This is a genomic window from Streptomyces sp. NPDC052701 (assembly GCF_040678355.1).
Taxonomy (GTDB): domain Bacteria; phylum Actinomycetota; class Actinomycetes; order Streptomycetales; family Streptomycetaceae; genus Streptomyces.
The window spans coordinates 34,333-49,652 of sequence record NZ_JBFATO010000031.1 but is presented as its reverse complement, the minus strand read 5'-3'; the positions used below and the strand labels follow the sequence as shown (position 1 = coordinate 49,652).

The 15,320-nt window shown below is 74.7% G+C and carries 13 protein-coding genes; 11 read left to right on the top strand and 2 right to left on the bottom strand.

Features of this window, described 5'->3' with window-relative positions; genetic code table 11:
* Positions 1 to 3: 3 nt before the first annotated feature.
* Genes AB0L29_RS27530 through AB0L29_RS27520 form a run of 3 tightly spaced genes read left to right on the top strand, consistent with a single transcriptional unit; the run spans position 4 to position 3,016 of the window.
* Entirely contained in the window at positions 4 to 987 is a 984-nt protein-coding gene (locus AB0L29_RS27530) for a DUF5819 family protein (RefSeq protein ID WP_365830582.1), read from the top strand.
* Positions 984 to 2,192: an HTTM domain-containing protein gene (locus AB0L29_RS27525; RefSeq protein ID WP_365830580.1), complete on the top strand. Its 1,209-nt coding sequence runs from the start codon at positions 984 to 986 to the stop codon at positions 2,190 to 2,192. Before AB0L29_RS27530 ends, AB0L29_RS27525 begins: the two co-directional genes overlap by 4 nt.
* Positions 2,189 to 3,016, top strand: coding sequence for a TrmH family RNA methyltransferase (locus AB0L29_RS27520; protein WP_365830578.1), 828 nt, complete (start codon positions 2,189 to 2,191; stop codon positions 3,014 to 3,016). The genes AB0L29_RS27525 and AB0L29_RS27520 overlap by 4 nt, the downstream gene beginning before the upstream one ends.
* Positions 3,017 to 3,025: 9 nt before the next feature.
* Here the strand turns inward: AB0L29_RS27520 and paaN are convergent, their stop codons facing one another.
* Complete coding sequence (paaN, locus tag AB0L29_RS27515) at positions 3,026 to 4,717, bottom strand: phenylacetic acid degradation protein PaaN (RefSeq protein ID WP_365830576.1); 1,692 nt, start codon at positions 4,715 to 4,717, stop codon at positions 3,026 to 3,028.
* A gap of 159 nt (positions 4,718 to 4,876) precedes the next feature.
* Between paaN and AB0L29_RS27510 the strand changes: the two genes are divergently transcribed.
* Positions 4,877 to 6,394 carry a 3-hydroxyacyl-CoA dehydrogenase gene (locus AB0L29_RS27510; protein WP_365830574.1) on the top strand — a complete coding sequence of 506 codons (1,518 nt, stop codon included), beginning with the start codon at positions 4,877 to 4,879 and terminating at the stop codon, positions 6,392 to 6,394.
* Complete coding sequence (locus AB0L29_RS27505) at positions 6,391 to 6,981, top strand: TetR/AcrR family transcriptional regulator (RefSeq protein WP_365830572.1); 591 nt, start codon at positions 6,391 to 6,393, stop codon at positions 6,979 to 6,981. The genes AB0L29_RS27510 and AB0L29_RS27505 overlap by 4 nt, the downstream gene beginning before the upstream one ends.
* Position 6,982: 1 nt before the next feature.
* Here the strand turns inward: AB0L29_RS27505 and AB0L29_RS27500 are convergent, their stop codons facing one another.
* Positions 6,983 to 7,465 (bottom strand): Lrp/AsnC family transcriptional regulator, encoded by a 483-nt coding sequence (locus tag AB0L29_RS27500; protein ID WP_365830652.1) that lies wholly within the window; start codon positions 7,463 to 7,465, stop codon positions 6,983 to 6,985.
* Between the two features lie 190 nt (positions 7,466 to 7,655).
* On the opposite strand from AB0L29_RS27500, the gene pdhA reads away from it, so the two are divergent.
* The 6 genes from pdhA (at position 7,656) to AB0L29_RS27470 (ending at position 15,252) form a co-directional block, all read left to right on the top strand.
* Positions 7,656 to 8,798 (top strand): pyruvate dehydrogenase (acetyl-transferring) E1 component subunit alpha, encoded by a 1,143-nt coding sequence (gene pdhA / locus AB0L29_RS27495; protein ID WP_365830570.1) that lies wholly within the window; start codon positions 7,656 to 7,658, stop codon positions 8,796 to 8,798.
* Entirely contained in the window at positions 8,795 to 9,799 is a 1,005-nt protein-coding gene (locus tag AB0L29_RS27490) for an alpha-ketoacid dehydrogenase subunit beta (protein WP_365830568.1), read from the top strand. The genes pdhA and AB0L29_RS27490 overlap by 4 nt, the downstream gene beginning before the upstream one ends.
* On the top strand, positions 9,799 to 11,397 hold the full coding sequence (locus AB0L29_RS27485; protein ID WP_365830566.1) for a dihydrolipoamide acetyltransferase family protein: 1,599 nt from the start codon (positions 9,799 to 9,801) through the stop codon (positions 11,395 to 11,397). The genes AB0L29_RS27490 and AB0L29_RS27485 overlap by 1 nt, the downstream gene beginning before the upstream one ends.
* A gap of 359 nt (positions 11,398 to 11,756) precedes the next feature.
* Complete coding sequence (locus AB0L29_RS27480; RefSeq protein WP_365830564.1) at positions 11,757 to 12,761, top strand: NTP transferase domain-containing protein; 1,005 nt, start codon at positions 11,757 to 11,759, stop codon at positions 12,759 to 12,761.
* Positions 12,758 to 14,158: a molybdopterin molybdotransferase MoeA gene (locus tag AB0L29_RS27475; protein WP_365830562.1), complete on the top strand. Its 1,401-nt coding sequence runs from the start codon at positions 12,758 to 12,760 to the stop codon at positions 14,156 to 14,158. Before AB0L29_RS27480 ends, AB0L29_RS27475 begins: the two co-directional genes overlap by 4 nt.
* Positions 14,155 to 15,252, top strand: a complete 1,098-nt coding sequence (locus AB0L29_RS27470; protein WP_365830560.1) for a potassium channel family protein — start codon at positions 14,155 to 14,157, stop codon at positions 15,250 to 15,252. The genes AB0L29_RS27475 and AB0L29_RS27470 overlap by 4 nt, the downstream gene beginning before the upstream one ends.
* Positions 15,253 to 15,320: the final 68 nt, after the last annotated feature.

The window sequence follows — 15,320 nt, the reverse complement described above, 5'->3', positions numbered from 1 at the left end:
GGAATGGACGCGTACGACAACGGCTCGGACGCCCGGCACGGGGCGACCGGGCCGGACGATCCGACGGGCCCGCGGCTCCCGCCGCCCGGCCGGGAACCGGCGGCCGGTGAGCCGCCCCGTGCGCCGGACGGCCGCTCCCGGGCCTTCCGGTCCCCCGGGGACTCCCGGGCCCCCGAGGACTCCCGGGAGTCCGGCGCCGGCCCGGCGGACGGCGTACCGCTGCCCGCGCCCCGTGCCGCCACGCCGGGATCCACCGCCCCGCCAGGTCCTGCCGCCCCGCACACCGCGGGCCCTCCCGAGGCCACGCCGCCCGGACCGCCCGGACCGCCCGGCGACCCGCGCACCGGGGTCGCCGCGCTCTCGTTCCGCTACCGGATCGGCGCCGCACTCGCGCTCGCGGCCGTGGCCGCCGGGGTCTGCGCGCACCTCGTCATGACGTTCCTGCACGTGGCGCCGGCCAACACGGTCACCAAGGAGCACGGCAGGGCGATCGACGAGTGGATCTACCCCGAGTTCGAGCAGAACTGGAAGCTCTTCGCGCCGAACCCGCTGCAGCAGAACATCGCCGTGCAGGTCCGGGCCGAGGTGCGGACGGCGGACGGCGGCGTCCGCACCACCGGCTGGTACGACCTGTCCGCCCAGGACGGCCGGGCCATCGACGGCAATCCGCTGCCGAGCCACACCCAGCAGAACGAACTGCGCCGCGCCTGGGACTTCTTCGTCGCCACGCACGACGGCGACAACCGCCCGGTCGGGCTGCGGGGCGCGCTGGCCGAGACGTACCTGCGCCGCATCGCGGTGCTGCGCCTGCACCGCGAGGACGCGGCCGGACCCGGCGGCGTCCTCGAACGCGTCCAGTTCCGCTCCCGTACCACCAACGTGCCCCCGCCGCGGTGGAGCCGTGAGCAGGTCGCGACGGCCCCCGTGTACCGCGAGCTGCCGTGGTGGCCGGTGCCGGACGCCGAGGCGCGGGGAGGTGCGCGGTGAACCGCGTCGTGCTGTGCCTGTCGCGCGGCATCGCCCGCGTCACCGGGTCCGCGCTCGGCCCGTACCAGACGGCCGTGGTCCGCATCGGCTTCGCCCTGACCTGGCTGCTGTTCCTGCTGCGCGAAGTGCCCCACCGCCACGAGCTGTACGGCCCCGACGGCCCGTGGAGCTGGGACCTGGCCGAGCAGCTGATCAGCGACAACGGCGCCTTCAGCGTCCTGATGTGGTCGGACGCCCGGATCTGGTTCGAGGCGGGTTACGCGTGCGCGCTCGTCTCCAGCGCCCTGCTGGCGCTGGGCTGGCGCACCCGCACGACGTCGGTGCTGTTCATGGTCGGCGTGCTGTCGCTGCAGAACCGCAGCATCTTCATGGGTGACGGCGGCGACAACGTCCTGCACCTGATGTCGGTCTACCTCGTGTTCACCCGCTGCGGCCAGGTGTGGTCGCTGGACGCGCGGCGGGAGCGCCGGGCGCGGGCGGCACGCGCGCGCGGGGAGCGGGCCGTGGACCGCGTCGGTCCGGCGCTGTGGGGCGTGCTCGGGTTCGTGCTGGTCGCGGCGACCCTGGCGGGCCGGTTCGACGGTGACCGGCTGATACCGGTGATCCTGTGGGGCGTGTGGCTGGCCCAGGCCCTGTGGTGGCTGGCCGGGCACCGTGCCAGGACCGGCCAGCCGCGGATCCTGCTCGACGTCGTCGCCCACACCGTCCACAACGGCGCCCTGCTCGTGATCATGGCCGAGGCGTGCCTGATCTACGCCACGGCCGGCTGGTACAAGATCCAGGGCTCCCGCTGGCAGGACGGCACCGCGGTGTACTACCCGCTGCACCTGGAGTACTTCTCGCCCTGGCCCGGCCTGGCCGACCTGCTGTCCGCCAGCGGCACGGTGGTGATGCTCGTGACGTACGGGACGGTCCTCGTGCAGGTCGCCTTCCCGTTCACGCTGTTGAACCGGCGGGTCAAGAACGTCCTGCTGGCCGCCATGATGACCGAGCACGCGGTGATCGCCGTCGTCCTCGGCCTGCCGTTCTTCTCCCTGGCCATGATCGCGGCGGACGCGGTCTTCCTGCCGACGTCCTTCCTGCGCCGGGCCGGCGGGTGGGCGGCGCGCGTGCGTGCGGGCGTCCTTTGGCGCCGCGGCCGTGCGGTGACGCCGGAGCACGTCCCGGAGAGTGCCGGGCACACGCACGTAGGCTTCACCGCATGACCGATCCCGACTCCGAAACCGGGCGTGCGACCGATCCCGGGGCCGGGCGCGCGACCGCCCCCGGCACCGGGCCCGACCCCGTGACCGCCTGGCGCGCGCTCGCCGGCACCAGCGTGCTGCTCGACGGCTTCCACGCCCTCAAGCACGCCGTGCGCTTCGGTGCCGAGGTCCCGGTGGCGGTCGCCTGCGACCGGGCGGCCGCGCTCGCCCTCGCCGACGAGCTGGCCCCGGACGTGCGGGACGCCCTGGACGCGCTCCTGACGGAGGTCTCGGAGGCGGCCTACACGTCCCTCGTGCCGCGCCCGCACCCCACCGCCGTGGCCGCCCTGGCCGTACGGCCCTCCCGCGCGGCCGGCCTCGGCAGGCTCGCGCGCCTGCCCCGCACCGCGCCCGTGGTGGTCCTGGACAACCCGCGCAACCTGGGCAACGCGGGTGCCGTGATCCGGCTGGCCGCCGGTTTCGGGGCGACCGGGGTGGTCACCACCGGCACGCTCGATCCCTGGCACCCCACGGTCGTGCGCGGCGGTGCCGGGCTGCACTTCGCGACCACCGTGGAACGGCTGGCCGTCGACGACCTGCCGCCCGGCCCGCTGTTCGCGCTGGACCCGGAGGGCGAGGACATCCGCGGGCTGGAGCTGCCGGACGACGCGCTGCTGGCCTTCGGCTCGGAGCGCAGCGGACTGTCCCACGAGCTGCGCGCGCGGGCCGACCGCCTGGTGGCGCTGCCGATGCGCCCCCAGGTCTCCAGCTACAACCTCGCCACCAGCGTGGCGATGACGCTGTACCACTGGAGCGCCACCGGGGGCGCGGCGCGCGTGCATTAGGACCTGCCGTCAGGCCTCCCGGCGCACCTCGACCACCCGGAAGCGGTTGGCGACGAACGCCCCGTCGCACAGCGCCGCGTTGGCCGCCGGGTTGCCGCCCGAGCCGTGGAAGTCGGAGAAGGCGGCCGTCTGGTTGACGTACACCCCGCCGGTGAGGTTGAGCGACAGCTGGGCGGCCTCCTCCAGGCACACCTCCTCGACGGCCCGCTCGACCTCGGCGTCGGTGGTGTACGCGCCGACCGTCATCGCGCCCTTCTCGCGGATCGTCCGGCGCAGCAGCTCCACCGCGTCCGGCACCGAGTCCACGGCGACGGCGAAGGAGACCGGCCCGAAGCACTCGCTCATGTAGGCGGCCTCGGCGTCCGGCTTGGCGCCGTCCAGCTTCACGATCACCGGTGTGCGGACCACCGCGTCCGGGAAGTCCGGGTTGGCGATCTCCCGGGAGGCGAGGGCGACCTCGCCGAGGCCGGCGGCGGCCTCCAGGCGGGCCTTCACGTCCGGGTTGACGATGGCGCCGAGCAGGGCGTTGGCCCGCGCGTCGTCGCCCAGGAGGCCGTCCACGGCCCGGGCGAGGTCGGCGACCACCTCGTCGTACGACTTGGGGCCCTGGTCCGTGGTGATGCCCTCGCGGGGGATGAGCAGGTTCTGCGGGGTGGTGCACATCTGGCCGCTGTACAGGGACAGGGAGAACGCGAGGTTCGACAGCATCCCCCGGTAGTCGTCCGTGGACTCCACGACGACCGTGTTGACGCCGGCCTTCTCGGTGTAGACCTCGGCCTGGCGGGCGTTGGCCTCCAGCCAGTCGCCGAAGGAGGTCGAGCCCGTGTAGTCGATGATCCTGATCTCGGGGCGGGTGGCCAGGGTCTTGGCGATGCCCTCGCCGGGCCGCTCGGCGGCCAGCGCGACCAGGTTCGGGTCGAAGCCCGCCTCGGCGAGGACCTCGCGCGCGACCCGCACGGTGAGGGCGAGCGGCAGCACCGCGCGCGGGTGGGGCTTGACCAGGACGGCGTTGCCGGTGGCCAGGGAGGCGAACAGGCCCGGGTAGCCGTTCCACGTCGGGAAGGTGTTGCAGCCGATGACCAGGCCGATGCCGCGCGGGACGGGCGTGAACCGCTTGGTCAGCGCGAGCGGGTCCCGCTTGCCCTGGGGCTTGGTCCACTCCGCCGCCTGGGGCGTGCGCACCTGCTCCGCGTACGCGTACGCCACCGCCTCCAGGCCGCGGTCCTGCGCGTGCGGGCCGCCCGCCTGGAACGCCATCATGAACGCCTGGCCGGAGGTGTGCATGACCGCGTGGGCGAACTCGTGGGTGCGGTCGCTGATCCGCTTGAGGACCTCCAGGCAGACCACCGCGCGCACCTCGGCGCCCGCGTCCCGCCAGGCGCGCTGGCCGGCCCGCATGGCGGGCAGCAGCACGTCGACGTCCGCGTGCGGGTAGGTGACGCCCAGCTCGATGCCGTACGGCGAGACCTCGCCGCCCACCCAGTCGTCCGTGCCGGGCTGGCCGAGGTCGAGGCGGGTGCCGAGCAGGGCGTCGAAGGCGGCCTTGCCCGCCGCGGCGTCCAGGCTGCCGTTCTCACCGTAGGCCTTGGGGTGCTCGGGGTGCGGGGACCAGTACGCGCGCGTGCGGATCGCCTCCAGCGCCTGGTCGAGGGTGGGCCGGTGCTTGGCGATGAGGTCGTGTGCGGTGAGTTCGGCGGCCATGCGGGACCAACTCCTCGTCTGGAGAACTCTTCGTCGAGTTCGTGACCTGGCAGAAACATGGGCGGGAACGGGCGGTCAGGGCTAGAGTAACCGAACGATCGGTCGGTTCAAGGGGGTCCGCCGCATCTGTGGAAAACCCCGTGCGGGAGGATCGCGCACATGACAGCACTCGACCTCAGCAGCCCCGTGGCCGTCGTCGGCACCGGCACCATGGGCCAGGGCATCGCCCAGGTCGCGCTGGTCGCCGGGCACCCGGTACGGCTGTACGACGCCGTTCCCGGGCGTGCGAAGGAAGCGGCCGCGGCGATCGGTGCCCGGCTCGACCGGCTCGTCGAGAAGGGCCGGCTCCCCGCCGCGGACCGGGACGCGGCCCGGGCCCGGCTGGTGCCCGCCGACGGCCTCGCCGAGCTCGCCGACTGCGCCCTGGTGGTGGAGGCGGTCCTGGAACGGCTGGACGTCAAGCAGGAGCTCTTCCGCGAGCTGGAGGGCGTCGTCGGCGACGACTGCCTGCTCGCCACCAACACCTCGTCCCTGTCCGTCACCGCCATCGGCGGCGCCCTGCGCGCTCCCGGCCGGTTCGTGGGCCTGCACTTCTTCAACCCCGCGCCGCTGATGCCGCTGGTGGAGGTCGTCTCCGGCTCCGCCACCGACGTCACCTCGGCCACCCGCGCGTACGAGACCGCCCGCGCCTGGGGCAAGACGCCCGTCGCCTGCGCCGACACCCCCGGCTTCATCGTCAACCGCATCGCCCGTCCCTTCTACGCCGAGGCCTTCGCCGTCCACGAGTCCCAGGGCGCCGACCCGGCCACCATCGACGCGGTCCTGCGCGAGTGCGGCGGTTTCCGGATGGGCGCCTTCGAACTGACCGACCTCATCGGGCAGGACGTCAACGAGTCCGTCACCCACTCGGTGTGGCAGTCCTTCTTCCAGGACGTGCGCTTCACGCCGTCCCTCGCCCAGCGGCGCCTGGTGGAGTCCGGCCGGCTCGGCCGCAAGAGCGGCCAGGGCTGGTACGACTACCGCGACGGCGCCGAGCGGCCCGAGCCGCACACCGCGGAGCGGCAGGAACCGCCCGCGTACGTCGTGGCCGAGGGCGACCTGGGCCCGGCCTCGGAGCTGCCGGCGCTGATCCGCGAGGCGGGCATCGAGGTCCGCGAGGAGGACGAGGACAACGGCACCCGCCTGGTGCTGCCCGGCGGTGGCCAACTGGCCCTCGCCGACGGGCAGACCTCCGTGGAGTTCCGGGACGTCGTCTACTTCGACCTCGCCCTCGACTACCGCAAGGCGGGCCGCATCGCCCTGTCGGCGTCCCAGGACACCTCCGCGCGGACCCTCGCCGAGGCCACCGGCCTGTTCCAGGCGCTCGGCAAGAAGGTCAGCGTCATCGGCGACGTGCCCGGCATGATCGTCGCCCGGACGGTCGCGCGGATCGTGGACCTCGCCCACGACGCCGTCGCCAAGGGCGTGGCCACCGAGGAGGACGTCGACACCGCGATGCGACTCGGTGTCAACTATCCCCTGGGCCCGTTCGAGTGGAACCGCAGGCTCGGCCGGTACTGGGCCTACTCGCTCCTCGACGACCTCCACCTGCGCGACCCCTCGGGGCGCTACGCGCCGTCCCTCGCGCTGTACCGCCACGCGCACGCCTCCGACAAAAGGGAGGGCACCGCCTCATGACCACCGCCAGGCGCGACACGTACACCCCGGAGACGCTGCTGTCCGTCGCCGTGCGGGTCTTCAACGAGCGCGGCTACGACGGCACCTCCATGGAGCACCTCTCCAAGGCGGCCGGCATCTCCAAGTCGTCGATCTACCACCACGTCGCCGGCAAGGAGGAACTGCTGCGCCGGGCTGTGAGCCGGGCGCTGGACGGCCTCTTCGGGATCCTCGACGAGGAGCAGGCGCGCGTGGGGCGTGCCTCCCGGCGCCTGGAGTACGTCGTACGGCGCATGGTCGAGGTGCTGATCGCCGAGCTGCCCTACGTCACCCTGCTGCTGCGGGTGCGCGGCAACACGGACACCGAGCGGTGGGCGCTGGACCGGCGCCGCGAGTTCGACCACCGGGTGGCCGAACTGCTGAAGGCGGCGGCCGCCGACGGGGACGTGCGCGGCGACATAGAGGTGCGCCTGGTGACCCGGCTGGTCTTCGGCATGATCAACTCGATCGTCGAGTGGTACCGGCCCGACGGGCGCGGCATGGGCCGGCGGGAGGTCGCCGACGCGGTCGTGCAGTTGGCGTTCGCGGGCCTGCGCAAGCAGGGCTGACTCACCCCTGCGGCTCCAGGTCCTCCTCCTCGAACACCAGCAGGGTGCGCGTGCTGAGCACCTCCGGGATCGCCTGGAGCCGGGTCAGCACCAGTTCGCGCAGCGCGCGGTTGTCGGAGGTGTGCACCAGCAGCAGCACGTCGAAGTCCCCGCCCACCAGAGCGATGTGGGAGGCCCCGGGCAGTTTCCGCAGCTGTTCGCGCACCGTGCGCCAGGAGTTCTGGACGATCTTCAGGGTGATGTAGGCGGACGTCCCCTGGCCGGCCCGCTCGTGGTCGACGCGGGCGCCGAAGCCGCGGATGACGCCGTCCTCGACGAGCCGGTTGATGCGCGCGTAGGCGTTCGCGCGCGAGACGTGGACGCGTTCGGCGACCGACCGTACCGAGGCGCGGCCGTCCGACTGGAGCATCCGCAGGATGTCCTGGTCGATGGCGTCCAGGGGGCGCGGCGGCGAAGCGGCGCCGTCCGGCGAGCTGTCGGCCATTTGTTCAGATGCCACGCGCCCCCGCCTCCCTGCCATGGACGTACTGCGTCCATCTCAGGTTGTGGAGAACCGTTTGTCCACAGCCCGGGGCCACCCATAGCCAAAATGCGCCGACGACCGAACAATCGGTAGGTGGGGCGCGTCACGGACGCCGCGCCTCGTGAAGCCGCTCCCACGAGGAGGTGCCGTCATGACGGTCATGGAGCAGCGGGGCGCGTATCGGCCCACACCGCCGCCCGCCTGGCAGCCCCGTACCGACCCCGCGCCGCTGCTGCCCGACCAGGAGCCCTACCGCGTCCTGGGCACCGAGGCCGCCGCGCAGGCCGACCCGGAGCTGCTGCGCAGGCTGTACGCCCAGCTGGTGCGCGGCCGCCGGTACAACGCGCAGGCCACCGCCCTCACCAAGCAGGGCAGGCTCGCCGTCTACCCCTCCAGCACCGGTCAGGAGGCCTGCGAGGTCGCCGCCGCGCTCGTCCTGGAGGACCGTGACTGGCTCTTCCCCAGCTACCGCGACACGCTCGCCGTGATCGCCCGCGGCGTGGACCCGGTCCAGGCCCTGACGCTGCTGCGCGGCGACTGGCACACCGGCTACGACCCCTACGAGCACCGGGTCGCCCCCCTGTCCACCCCGCTCGCCACCCAGCTGCCGCACGCGGTGGGCCTCGCGCACGCCGCCCGCCTCAGGGGCGACGACGTGGTCGCGCTGGCCATGGTCGGCGACGGCGGCACCAGCGAGGGCGACTTCCACGAGGCGCTGAACTTCGCCGCCGTCTGGCAGGCCCCGGTCGTCTTCCTCGTGCAGAACAACGGCTTCGCGATCTCCGTCCCGCTCGCCAAGCAGACCGCGGCCCCGTCGCTGGCCCACAAGGCCGTCGGCTACGGCATACCCGGCCGCCTGGTCGACGGCAACGACGCCGCGGCCGTCCACGAGGTGCTCTCCGACGCCGTGCGCCGCGCCCGCGCGGGCGGCGGCCCCACGCTCGTCGAGGCCATCACCTACCGCGTCGACGCCCACACCAACGCCGACGACGCGACCCGCTACCGCGGCGACGCCGAGGTCGAGGCCTGGCGCGCGCACGACCCGATCCTGCTGCTGGAGCGCGAGCTGACCGGGCGCGGCCTGATCGACGAGGCCGGCATCGAGGCCGCGCGGCAGGACGCCGAGACCATGGCCGCGGCCCTGCGCGAGCGCATGAACCAGGACGCGGAGCTCGACCCCATGGACCTCTTCGCCCACGTCTACGCCGAGCCCACCCCGCAGCTGCGCGAGCAGCGGGAGCAGCTGCGGGCCGAGCTGGAAGCCGAGGCCGAGTCGGAAGGGACGCACCGATGACCACCGTCGCCGTCAAGCCGGCCACCATGGCGCAGGCACTCACGCGCGCGCTGCGCGACGCCATGGCCGCCGACCCGGACGTCCACGTCATGGGCGAGGACGTCGGCACCCTCGGCGGTGTCTTCCGGGTGACCGACGGGCTCGCCGAGGAGTTCGGCGAGGACCGCTGCACGGACACCCCGCTCGCCGAGGCGGGCATCCTCGGCACGGCCGTCGGCATGGCCATGTACGGCCTGCGGCCGGTGGTGGAGATGCAGTTCGACGCGTTCGCCTACCCGGCGTTCGAGCAGCTGCTCTCGCACGTCGCCAAGATGCGCAACCGCACCCGCGGCAGGATGCCGCTGCCGATCACCGTCCGCGTCCCCTACGGCGGCGGCATCGGCGGCGTCGAGCACCACAGCGACTCCTCCGAGGCGTACTACATGGCGACCCCGGGGCTGCACGTCGTCACGCCCGCGACCGTCGCCGACGCCTACGGGCTGCTGCGCGCCGCCATCGCCTCCGACGACCCGGTCGTCTTCCTGGAGCCCAAGCGGCTGTACTGGTCGAAGGACTCCTGGAACCCCGAGGAGCCGACGCCCGTTGAGCCGATAGGCCGCGCGGTGGTGCGGCGCTCCGGGCGGAGCGCCACGCTCATCACGTACGGGCCGTCCCTGCCCGTCTGCATGGAGGCGGCCGAGGCGGCCCGGGCCGAGGGCTGGGACCTCGAAGTCGTCGACCTGCGCTCCCTGGTGCCGTTCGACGACGAGACGGTGTGCGCCTCGGTGCGGCGGACGGGACGCGCGGTCGTCGTCCACGAGTCGGGCTCCTTCGGGGGCCCGGGCGGGGAGATCGCGGCCCGGGTCACGGAGCGCTGCTTCCACCACCTGGAGGCGCCGGTGCTGCGTGTGGCCGGGTTCGACGTCCCGTATCCGCCGCCGATGCTGGAGCGCCACCACCTGCCCGGTGTGGACCGGATCCTGGACGCCGTGGGGCGCCTGCAGTGGGAGGCCGAGAGCTGATGGCACAGGTGCTGGAGTTCAAGCTCCCCGACCTCGGTGAGGGACTCACCGAGGCGGAGATCGTGCGCTGGCTGGTGCAGGTCGGCGACGTGGTCGCCGTCGACCAGCCGGTCGTCGAGGTCGAGACGGCCAAGGCGATGGTGGAGGTGCCCTGCCCCTACGGCGGTGTCGTCACGGCCCGCTTCGGCGAGGAGGGCCAGGAGCTGCCCGTCGGCGCCCCGCTGCTGACGGTGGCGGTGGGAGCGCCGGCCGCCGGCGGCCCGGCGGCGGACTCGGGCACCGGCCGCACGCACGGCGCGGCCACCGGCGGGACGGCGGCCACCGGCGGGACGGCGGACCCGGCCGCCGAGCGCGCCGAGGGCTCGGGCAACGTCCTGGTCGGGTACGGCACCTCGCAGGCGCCCGCGCGGCGGCGCAGGATCCGGCCGGGAGCCTTCGGCGCCGGGGCGCCGAAGGCGGTCAACGGCGGGGCGAGGGCCCCGGAGACGGCGGAGACGGCGGACGCGCAGGCCCCGGCCCCCGCATCGGTCGACGGCCGGGCCGGCGTCCCCGGGGCGACGCACGGTGAGGTCGCCGCCCCCGGCGCGGCGGGCGACGGGGCCGCCGTGCCCCACCCGGCGGACGGTCCCGTCCCCGTGATCTCACCGCTGGTCCGCAGGCTGGCCCGGGAGAACGGCATCGACCTGCGGGAACTGACCGGCTCCGGGCCCGACGGGCTGATCCTGCGCGCGGACGTGGAGTACGCGCTGCGGGCCGCGGCCGCGCAGGGCCGGACGGCCGTCCGGCCGTCCGCCGGACCGCACCCGCGCCCGGCACCGGCACCGGCACCGGCACCCGCAGCGGCAGGCGTCCCCGGGGCTCCCGCCGCCGAGGCCGCCGACGGCCTCCGCACGCCCGCCGCGGCCTCCGGTGGGCTGCGCACCCCCCTCAAGGGCGTCCGCGGCGCCGTCGCCGACAAGCTCTCCCGCAGCCGCCGCGAGATACCCGACGCGACCTGCTGGGTGGACGCCGACGCGACGGAGCTGATGCGGACGCGGGCGGCGATGAACGCGGCGGGCGGGCCGAAGATCTCCCTGATCGCCCTGCTGGCCCGGATCTGCACCGCCGCTCTCGCCCGGTTCCCCGAGCTCAACGCCACCGTCGACACGGAGGCCAGGGAGATCGTCCGGCTCGACCGCGTGCATCTCGGCTTCGCCGCGCAGACCGACCGGGGTCTCGTCGTGCCCGTCGTACGGGACGCGCACGCGCGGGACGCCGAGTCGCTCACGGCGGAGTTCGCCCGGCTGACCGAGGCGGCCCGGGCCGGCACGCTGACGCCCGCGGACCTCACGGGCGGGACCTTCACGCTGAACAACTACGGGGTCTTCGGCGTCGACGGCTCCACACCGATCCTCAACCACCCCGAGGCGGCCATGCTCGGGGTCGGCCGCATCGTCCCCAAGCCCTGGGTGCACGAGGGCGAGCTGGCGGTGCGGCAGGTGGTCCAGCTGTCGCTCACCTTCGACCACCGCGTGTGCGACGGCGGCGTGGCGGGCGGCTTCCTGCGCTACGTGGCGGACTGCGTGGAACAGCCGGCGGTGCTGCTGCGGACGCTGTGACCGGGATGCCCGGCCGCCCCTGACCGGAACGCCTGGCCGCCCTTGACCGGAACGCCTGGCCGCGGAACGCCCGGCCGCCCCTGACCAGGGCGCCCGGCACGATCGGGGCGGCTCGGCGGGTGTGTGCCGAGTCCGTACCCGCACCCGCGCACCCCGCGTCCGCGCCGGTCCGCCCCGGGCCCCGACGGCCGGGGCGGCGAGCGGGCTCCCGCCCGGCGCCTGCCGTCCGTCTCGCGCCCGTGGGGCGGGATGGCCCCGGGGTGTCCGCCCGGCCCGCACCCGCCCGCCGCACGTCCGCGGTGATCGGCTCGTCCCACCCGCACGTTCCCTGTGATCGGGATGGCACGCATACTCAGGGGGTGACCTCGTACGAGCCGACGGGCGCTCCCGGCGCCGACACCGGCCGCGCGCCCGCCGCGTACGACGCCGTCGTGCTCGCCGGCGGTGCCGCGCGGCGGCTCGGCGGCACGGACAAACCCGGCGTGCGCGTGGGCGGACGTGCGCTGCTCGACCGGGTGCTCGCCGCGTGCGCCGGCGCCCGGACGACCGTGGTCGTCGCCGATCCGCGGCCGACGGCACGGCCCGTGACCTGGGCCCGCGAGGATCCACCCGGCGGCGGACCGCTCGCCGCGCTCGGCGCCGGGCTGCGGCACACCACGGCGGAGCACGTCGTGGTGCTCTCCGCCGACCTGCCGTTCCTCGACGGCAAGGCCGTCGACCGGCTGCTGACGGCGCTGCGCACGAGCGGCTGCGACGGCGTGCTGCTCACCGACGCCGACGGCCGTGACCAGCCGCTCGTCGCGGCCTACCGCGCACAGCGCCTGCGCGCAAGCCTCGCGGCCGTCCAGGACGAGCACGCGGGCCTCACCGGCCTTCCCCTGCGGCTGCTGCTCGCAGCCCTGCGTCTCACCCGGGTCTGCGACCCCGTCGCGTCCTTCGACTGCGACACCTGGGACGACATCGCCACCGCCAGGTCACGTATCAGGGAGCATGGGCACGTGTTGGACGAATGGATCTCCGCCGCCAAGGACGAGCTGGGCATCGACCTCGACGTCGACACCGGCGCCCTGCTCGATCTCGCCCGCGACGCCGCGCACGGCGTGGCCCGCCCCGCGGCGCCGCTGACCACGTTCCTCGTCGGCTATGCGGCCGCACGGGCCGGCGGCGGGCCGGAAGCCGTCGCCGAGGCCACCCGCAAGGCCGCGGCCCTCGCCCAGCGCTGGGCCCAGGAGGACACCGCGCGGGCCCGGCCCGCCGGCAGCACTCCCGGCGCCGCGGAACCCGCCGGCTCCGCCGCCGAGTCCGCCGGCCGGCCCGACGTCGCCCCCGACGCCACGCCCGACACCCGCCCGGACGCCGGATGACCGCCCGCTCCCCCCAGGCCGCCGGGACCGCCGCGGACACCCAGGCCGCCGAGGGCGTCGAGGGCGTCGAGGACCTCTACGTCGAGGAGGCGCTCGCCCTCGTGAAGGAAGCCAGACGCCCCGCCTCCGGCGGCCGCGCGCCCGTATCCGCGCCCGGCGACGAGCGGCGCCACGGGACCCACCGCGGCGACCGCCACGAGGCGACGCCCTGGCCCGAGGCCCGGACGATCGCCGCCCGCACCGGCGCCGGGGCGGCGCGCCGCCCCGCCGTCCAGGTCCCCCTCGGCGCCGCCCTCGGCCTCACCCTGGCCGCCCCTCTGACCGCCCTCACCGACCTGCCCTCCTTCGACACCTCGGCGATGGACGGCTGGGCCGTCGCCGGCCCCGGCCCCTGGGCCGTACGCGACGAGGGCGTCCTGGCCGGGCACGCCGAGCCCGCGCCGCTCCGCGACGGCGAGGCCGTGCCCGTCGCCACCGGTGCCCGCGTCCCGCCGGACACCACCGCCGTCATCCGCAGCGAGCACGGCCGCACCGGTGACCGCCGCCGTCTGCAGGCCACCCGCGACGTGGTGCCCGGCCAGGACATCCGCTCCCGCGGCCAGGAGTGCCGCAGCGGCGACCGGCTGCTGCCCGCCGGCACCCTCGTCACGCCGGTCGTGCTGGGGCTGGCCGCGGCCGCCGGGTACGACACCCTCGCCGCCGTCCCGCGCCCTCGCGTCGACGTGCTCGTCCTCGGCGACGAGCTGCTCACCGAGGGGGTGCCGCACGACGGCCTGATCCGTGACGCGCTTGGTCCGATGCTGCCGCCCTGGCTGCGGGCGCTCGGCGCCGAGGTCACCGCCGTGCGAGGGGTCGGCGACGACGCCGAGGCGCTGCACCGGGCGGTCACGACCTCGCGGGCCGACGTGGTCGTCACCACCGGCGGCACCGCCGCCGGGCCCGTCGACCACGTCCATCCCACCCTGCGCCGCATCGGCGCCGAACTCCTCGTGGACGGCGTCCGGGTGCGGCCGGGCCACCCCATGCTGCTGGCCCGCATCGAGGACGGCCGGTACCTGGTCGGTCTGCCCGGCAACCCCCTGGCGGCGGTCTCCGGACTGCTCACGCTCGCCGAGCCCTTGCTGCGGGCCCTGGCGGGCCGGCCTGCCCCGGAGCCGCACGGGCTGCCGCTCAAGGACGCGGTGCACGGGCACCCGTACGACACACGGCTGGTTCCCGTCGCGCTGCGCGGTGGCCGTGCCGTGCCGCTGCACTACAACGGCCCGGCCATGCTGCGGGGCATCGCGGCGGCCGACGCGCTCGCGGTCGTCCCGCCGGGCGGCGGACGGCCGGGACAGGAGACGGAACTGATCGGACTCCCCTGGGCGTCTGGGGGAATCGGGGTGTGTTTCACGTGAAACTTCCGGGCCAGGACACGATCGCCCGTCAGCCGGACGAGCATCTCGTCTCGCATCAGGTGCTGCTGCCGCGCAAGGTCGTGGAGCACCCGTTCCGCCAGGTCGCCAAACGGCTGTCGATGGCCCTGGTGGTCCTCCTCTTCACGGCGTTCATCGTCTACGCCGACCACGACGGCTACAAGGACAACAACGGCGACGGCATCAGCCTGCTCGACGCCTTCTACTACGCGACCGTCACCCTCTCCACCACCGGGTACGGGGACATCACCCCGGCCAGCGACACCGCCCGGCTGGTCAACATCTTCGTCATCACGCCCCTGCGGGTGCTGTTCCTGATCATCCTGGTCGGCACCACACTCGAGGCCCTCACCGAACGCACCCGTGAGGAATGGCGCCTGAACCGCTGGAGGTCCACGTTGCGCGATCACACCGTCGTCATCGGCTTCGGCACGAAAGGACGGTCGGCGATCCGGACCGTGTGTGCGACGGGGCTGAAGAAGGAGCAGGTCGTGGTGGTCGACCCCAGCTCCAAGGTGATCGACGCGGCGGCCGCCGAGGGCTACGCGGGCATCATCGGGGACGCCACCCGCAGCGACGTCCTGCGGCGGGCCGAGGCGCACCGGGCGCGGCAGATCATCATCGCGACCCAGCGCGACGACACGGCCGTCCTCGTGGCGCTGACGGCCCGGCAGCTCAACCGCGGCGCGAAGATCGTGGCCGCCGTGCGCGAGGAGGAGAACGCGCCGCTGCTGAAGCAGTCGGGCGCCGACGCGGTCATCACCAGCGCCAGCGCGGCCGGCCGGCTGCTCGGCCTGTCCGTGCTCAGCCCCGCCGCCGGCATGGTGATGGAGGACCTCATCCAGCAGGGCAGCGGACTGGACATCGTCGAACGGCCGGTCATAAAAGCCGAGGTGGGCAAGACCCCGCGCGAGACGGAGGACCTGGTCATCAGCGTCGTGCGCGGCCACCGGGTGCTCGGCTACGACGATCCGGCCGTGGGGAGGCTGGAGCTGACGGACCGGCTCATCACGATCGCGCGCGTGACGCCGGGTACGCAGGTCGCACCCGACATGCGCCCGCTCCCCCGGGACTGAGGGCCGCGCAAGGCCCGCCCGCGGCCGTCCGGGCAGCCGATCGGCCGCCCGGAGGGCCTGCGAGGACC

Excerpts from the sequence above, each read along its gene's own strand:
- AB0L29_RS27530 (WP_365830582.1), top strand. The coding sequence starts at position 4 with ATGGACGCGTACGACAACGGCTCGGACGCCCGGCACGGGGCGACCGGG.
- AB0L29_RS27520 (WP_365830578.1), top strand. The coding sequence starts at position 2,189 with ATGACCGATCCCGACTCCGAAACCGGGCGTGCGACCGATCCCGGGGCC.
- paaN (WP_365830576.1), bottom strand. The coding sequence starts at position 4,717 with ATGGCCGCCGAACTCACCGCACACGACCTCATCGCCAAGCACCGGCCC.
- AB0L29_RS27510 (WP_365830574.1), top strand. The coding sequence starts at position 4,877 with ATGACAGCACTCGACCTCAGCAGCCCCGTGGCCGTCGTCGGCACCGGC.
- AB0L29_RS27505 (WP_365830572.1), top strand. The coding sequence starts at position 6,391 with ATGACCACCGCCAGGCGCGACACGTACACCCCGGAGACGCTGCTGTCC.
- AB0L29_RS27500 (WP_365830652.1), bottom strand. The coding sequence starts at position 7,465 with ATGGCCGACAGCTCGCCGGACGGCGCCGCTTCGCCGCCGCGCCCCCTG.
- pdhA (WP_365830570.1), top strand. The coding sequence starts at position 7,656 with ATGACGGTCATGGAGCAGCGGGGCGCGTATCGGCCCACACCGCCGCCC.
- AB0L29_RS27490 (WP_365830568.1), top strand. The coding sequence starts at position 8,795 with ATGACCACCGTCGCCGTCAAGCCGGCCACCATGGCGCAGGCACTCACG.
- AB0L29_RS27485 (WP_365830566.1), top strand. The coding sequence starts at position 9,799 with ATGGCACAGGTGCTGGAGTTCAAGCTCCCCGACCTCGGTGAGGGACTC.
- AB0L29_RS27475 (WP_365830562.1), top strand. The coding sequence starts at position 12,758 with ATGACCGCCCGCTCCCCCCAGGCCGCCGGGACCGCCGCGGACACCCAG.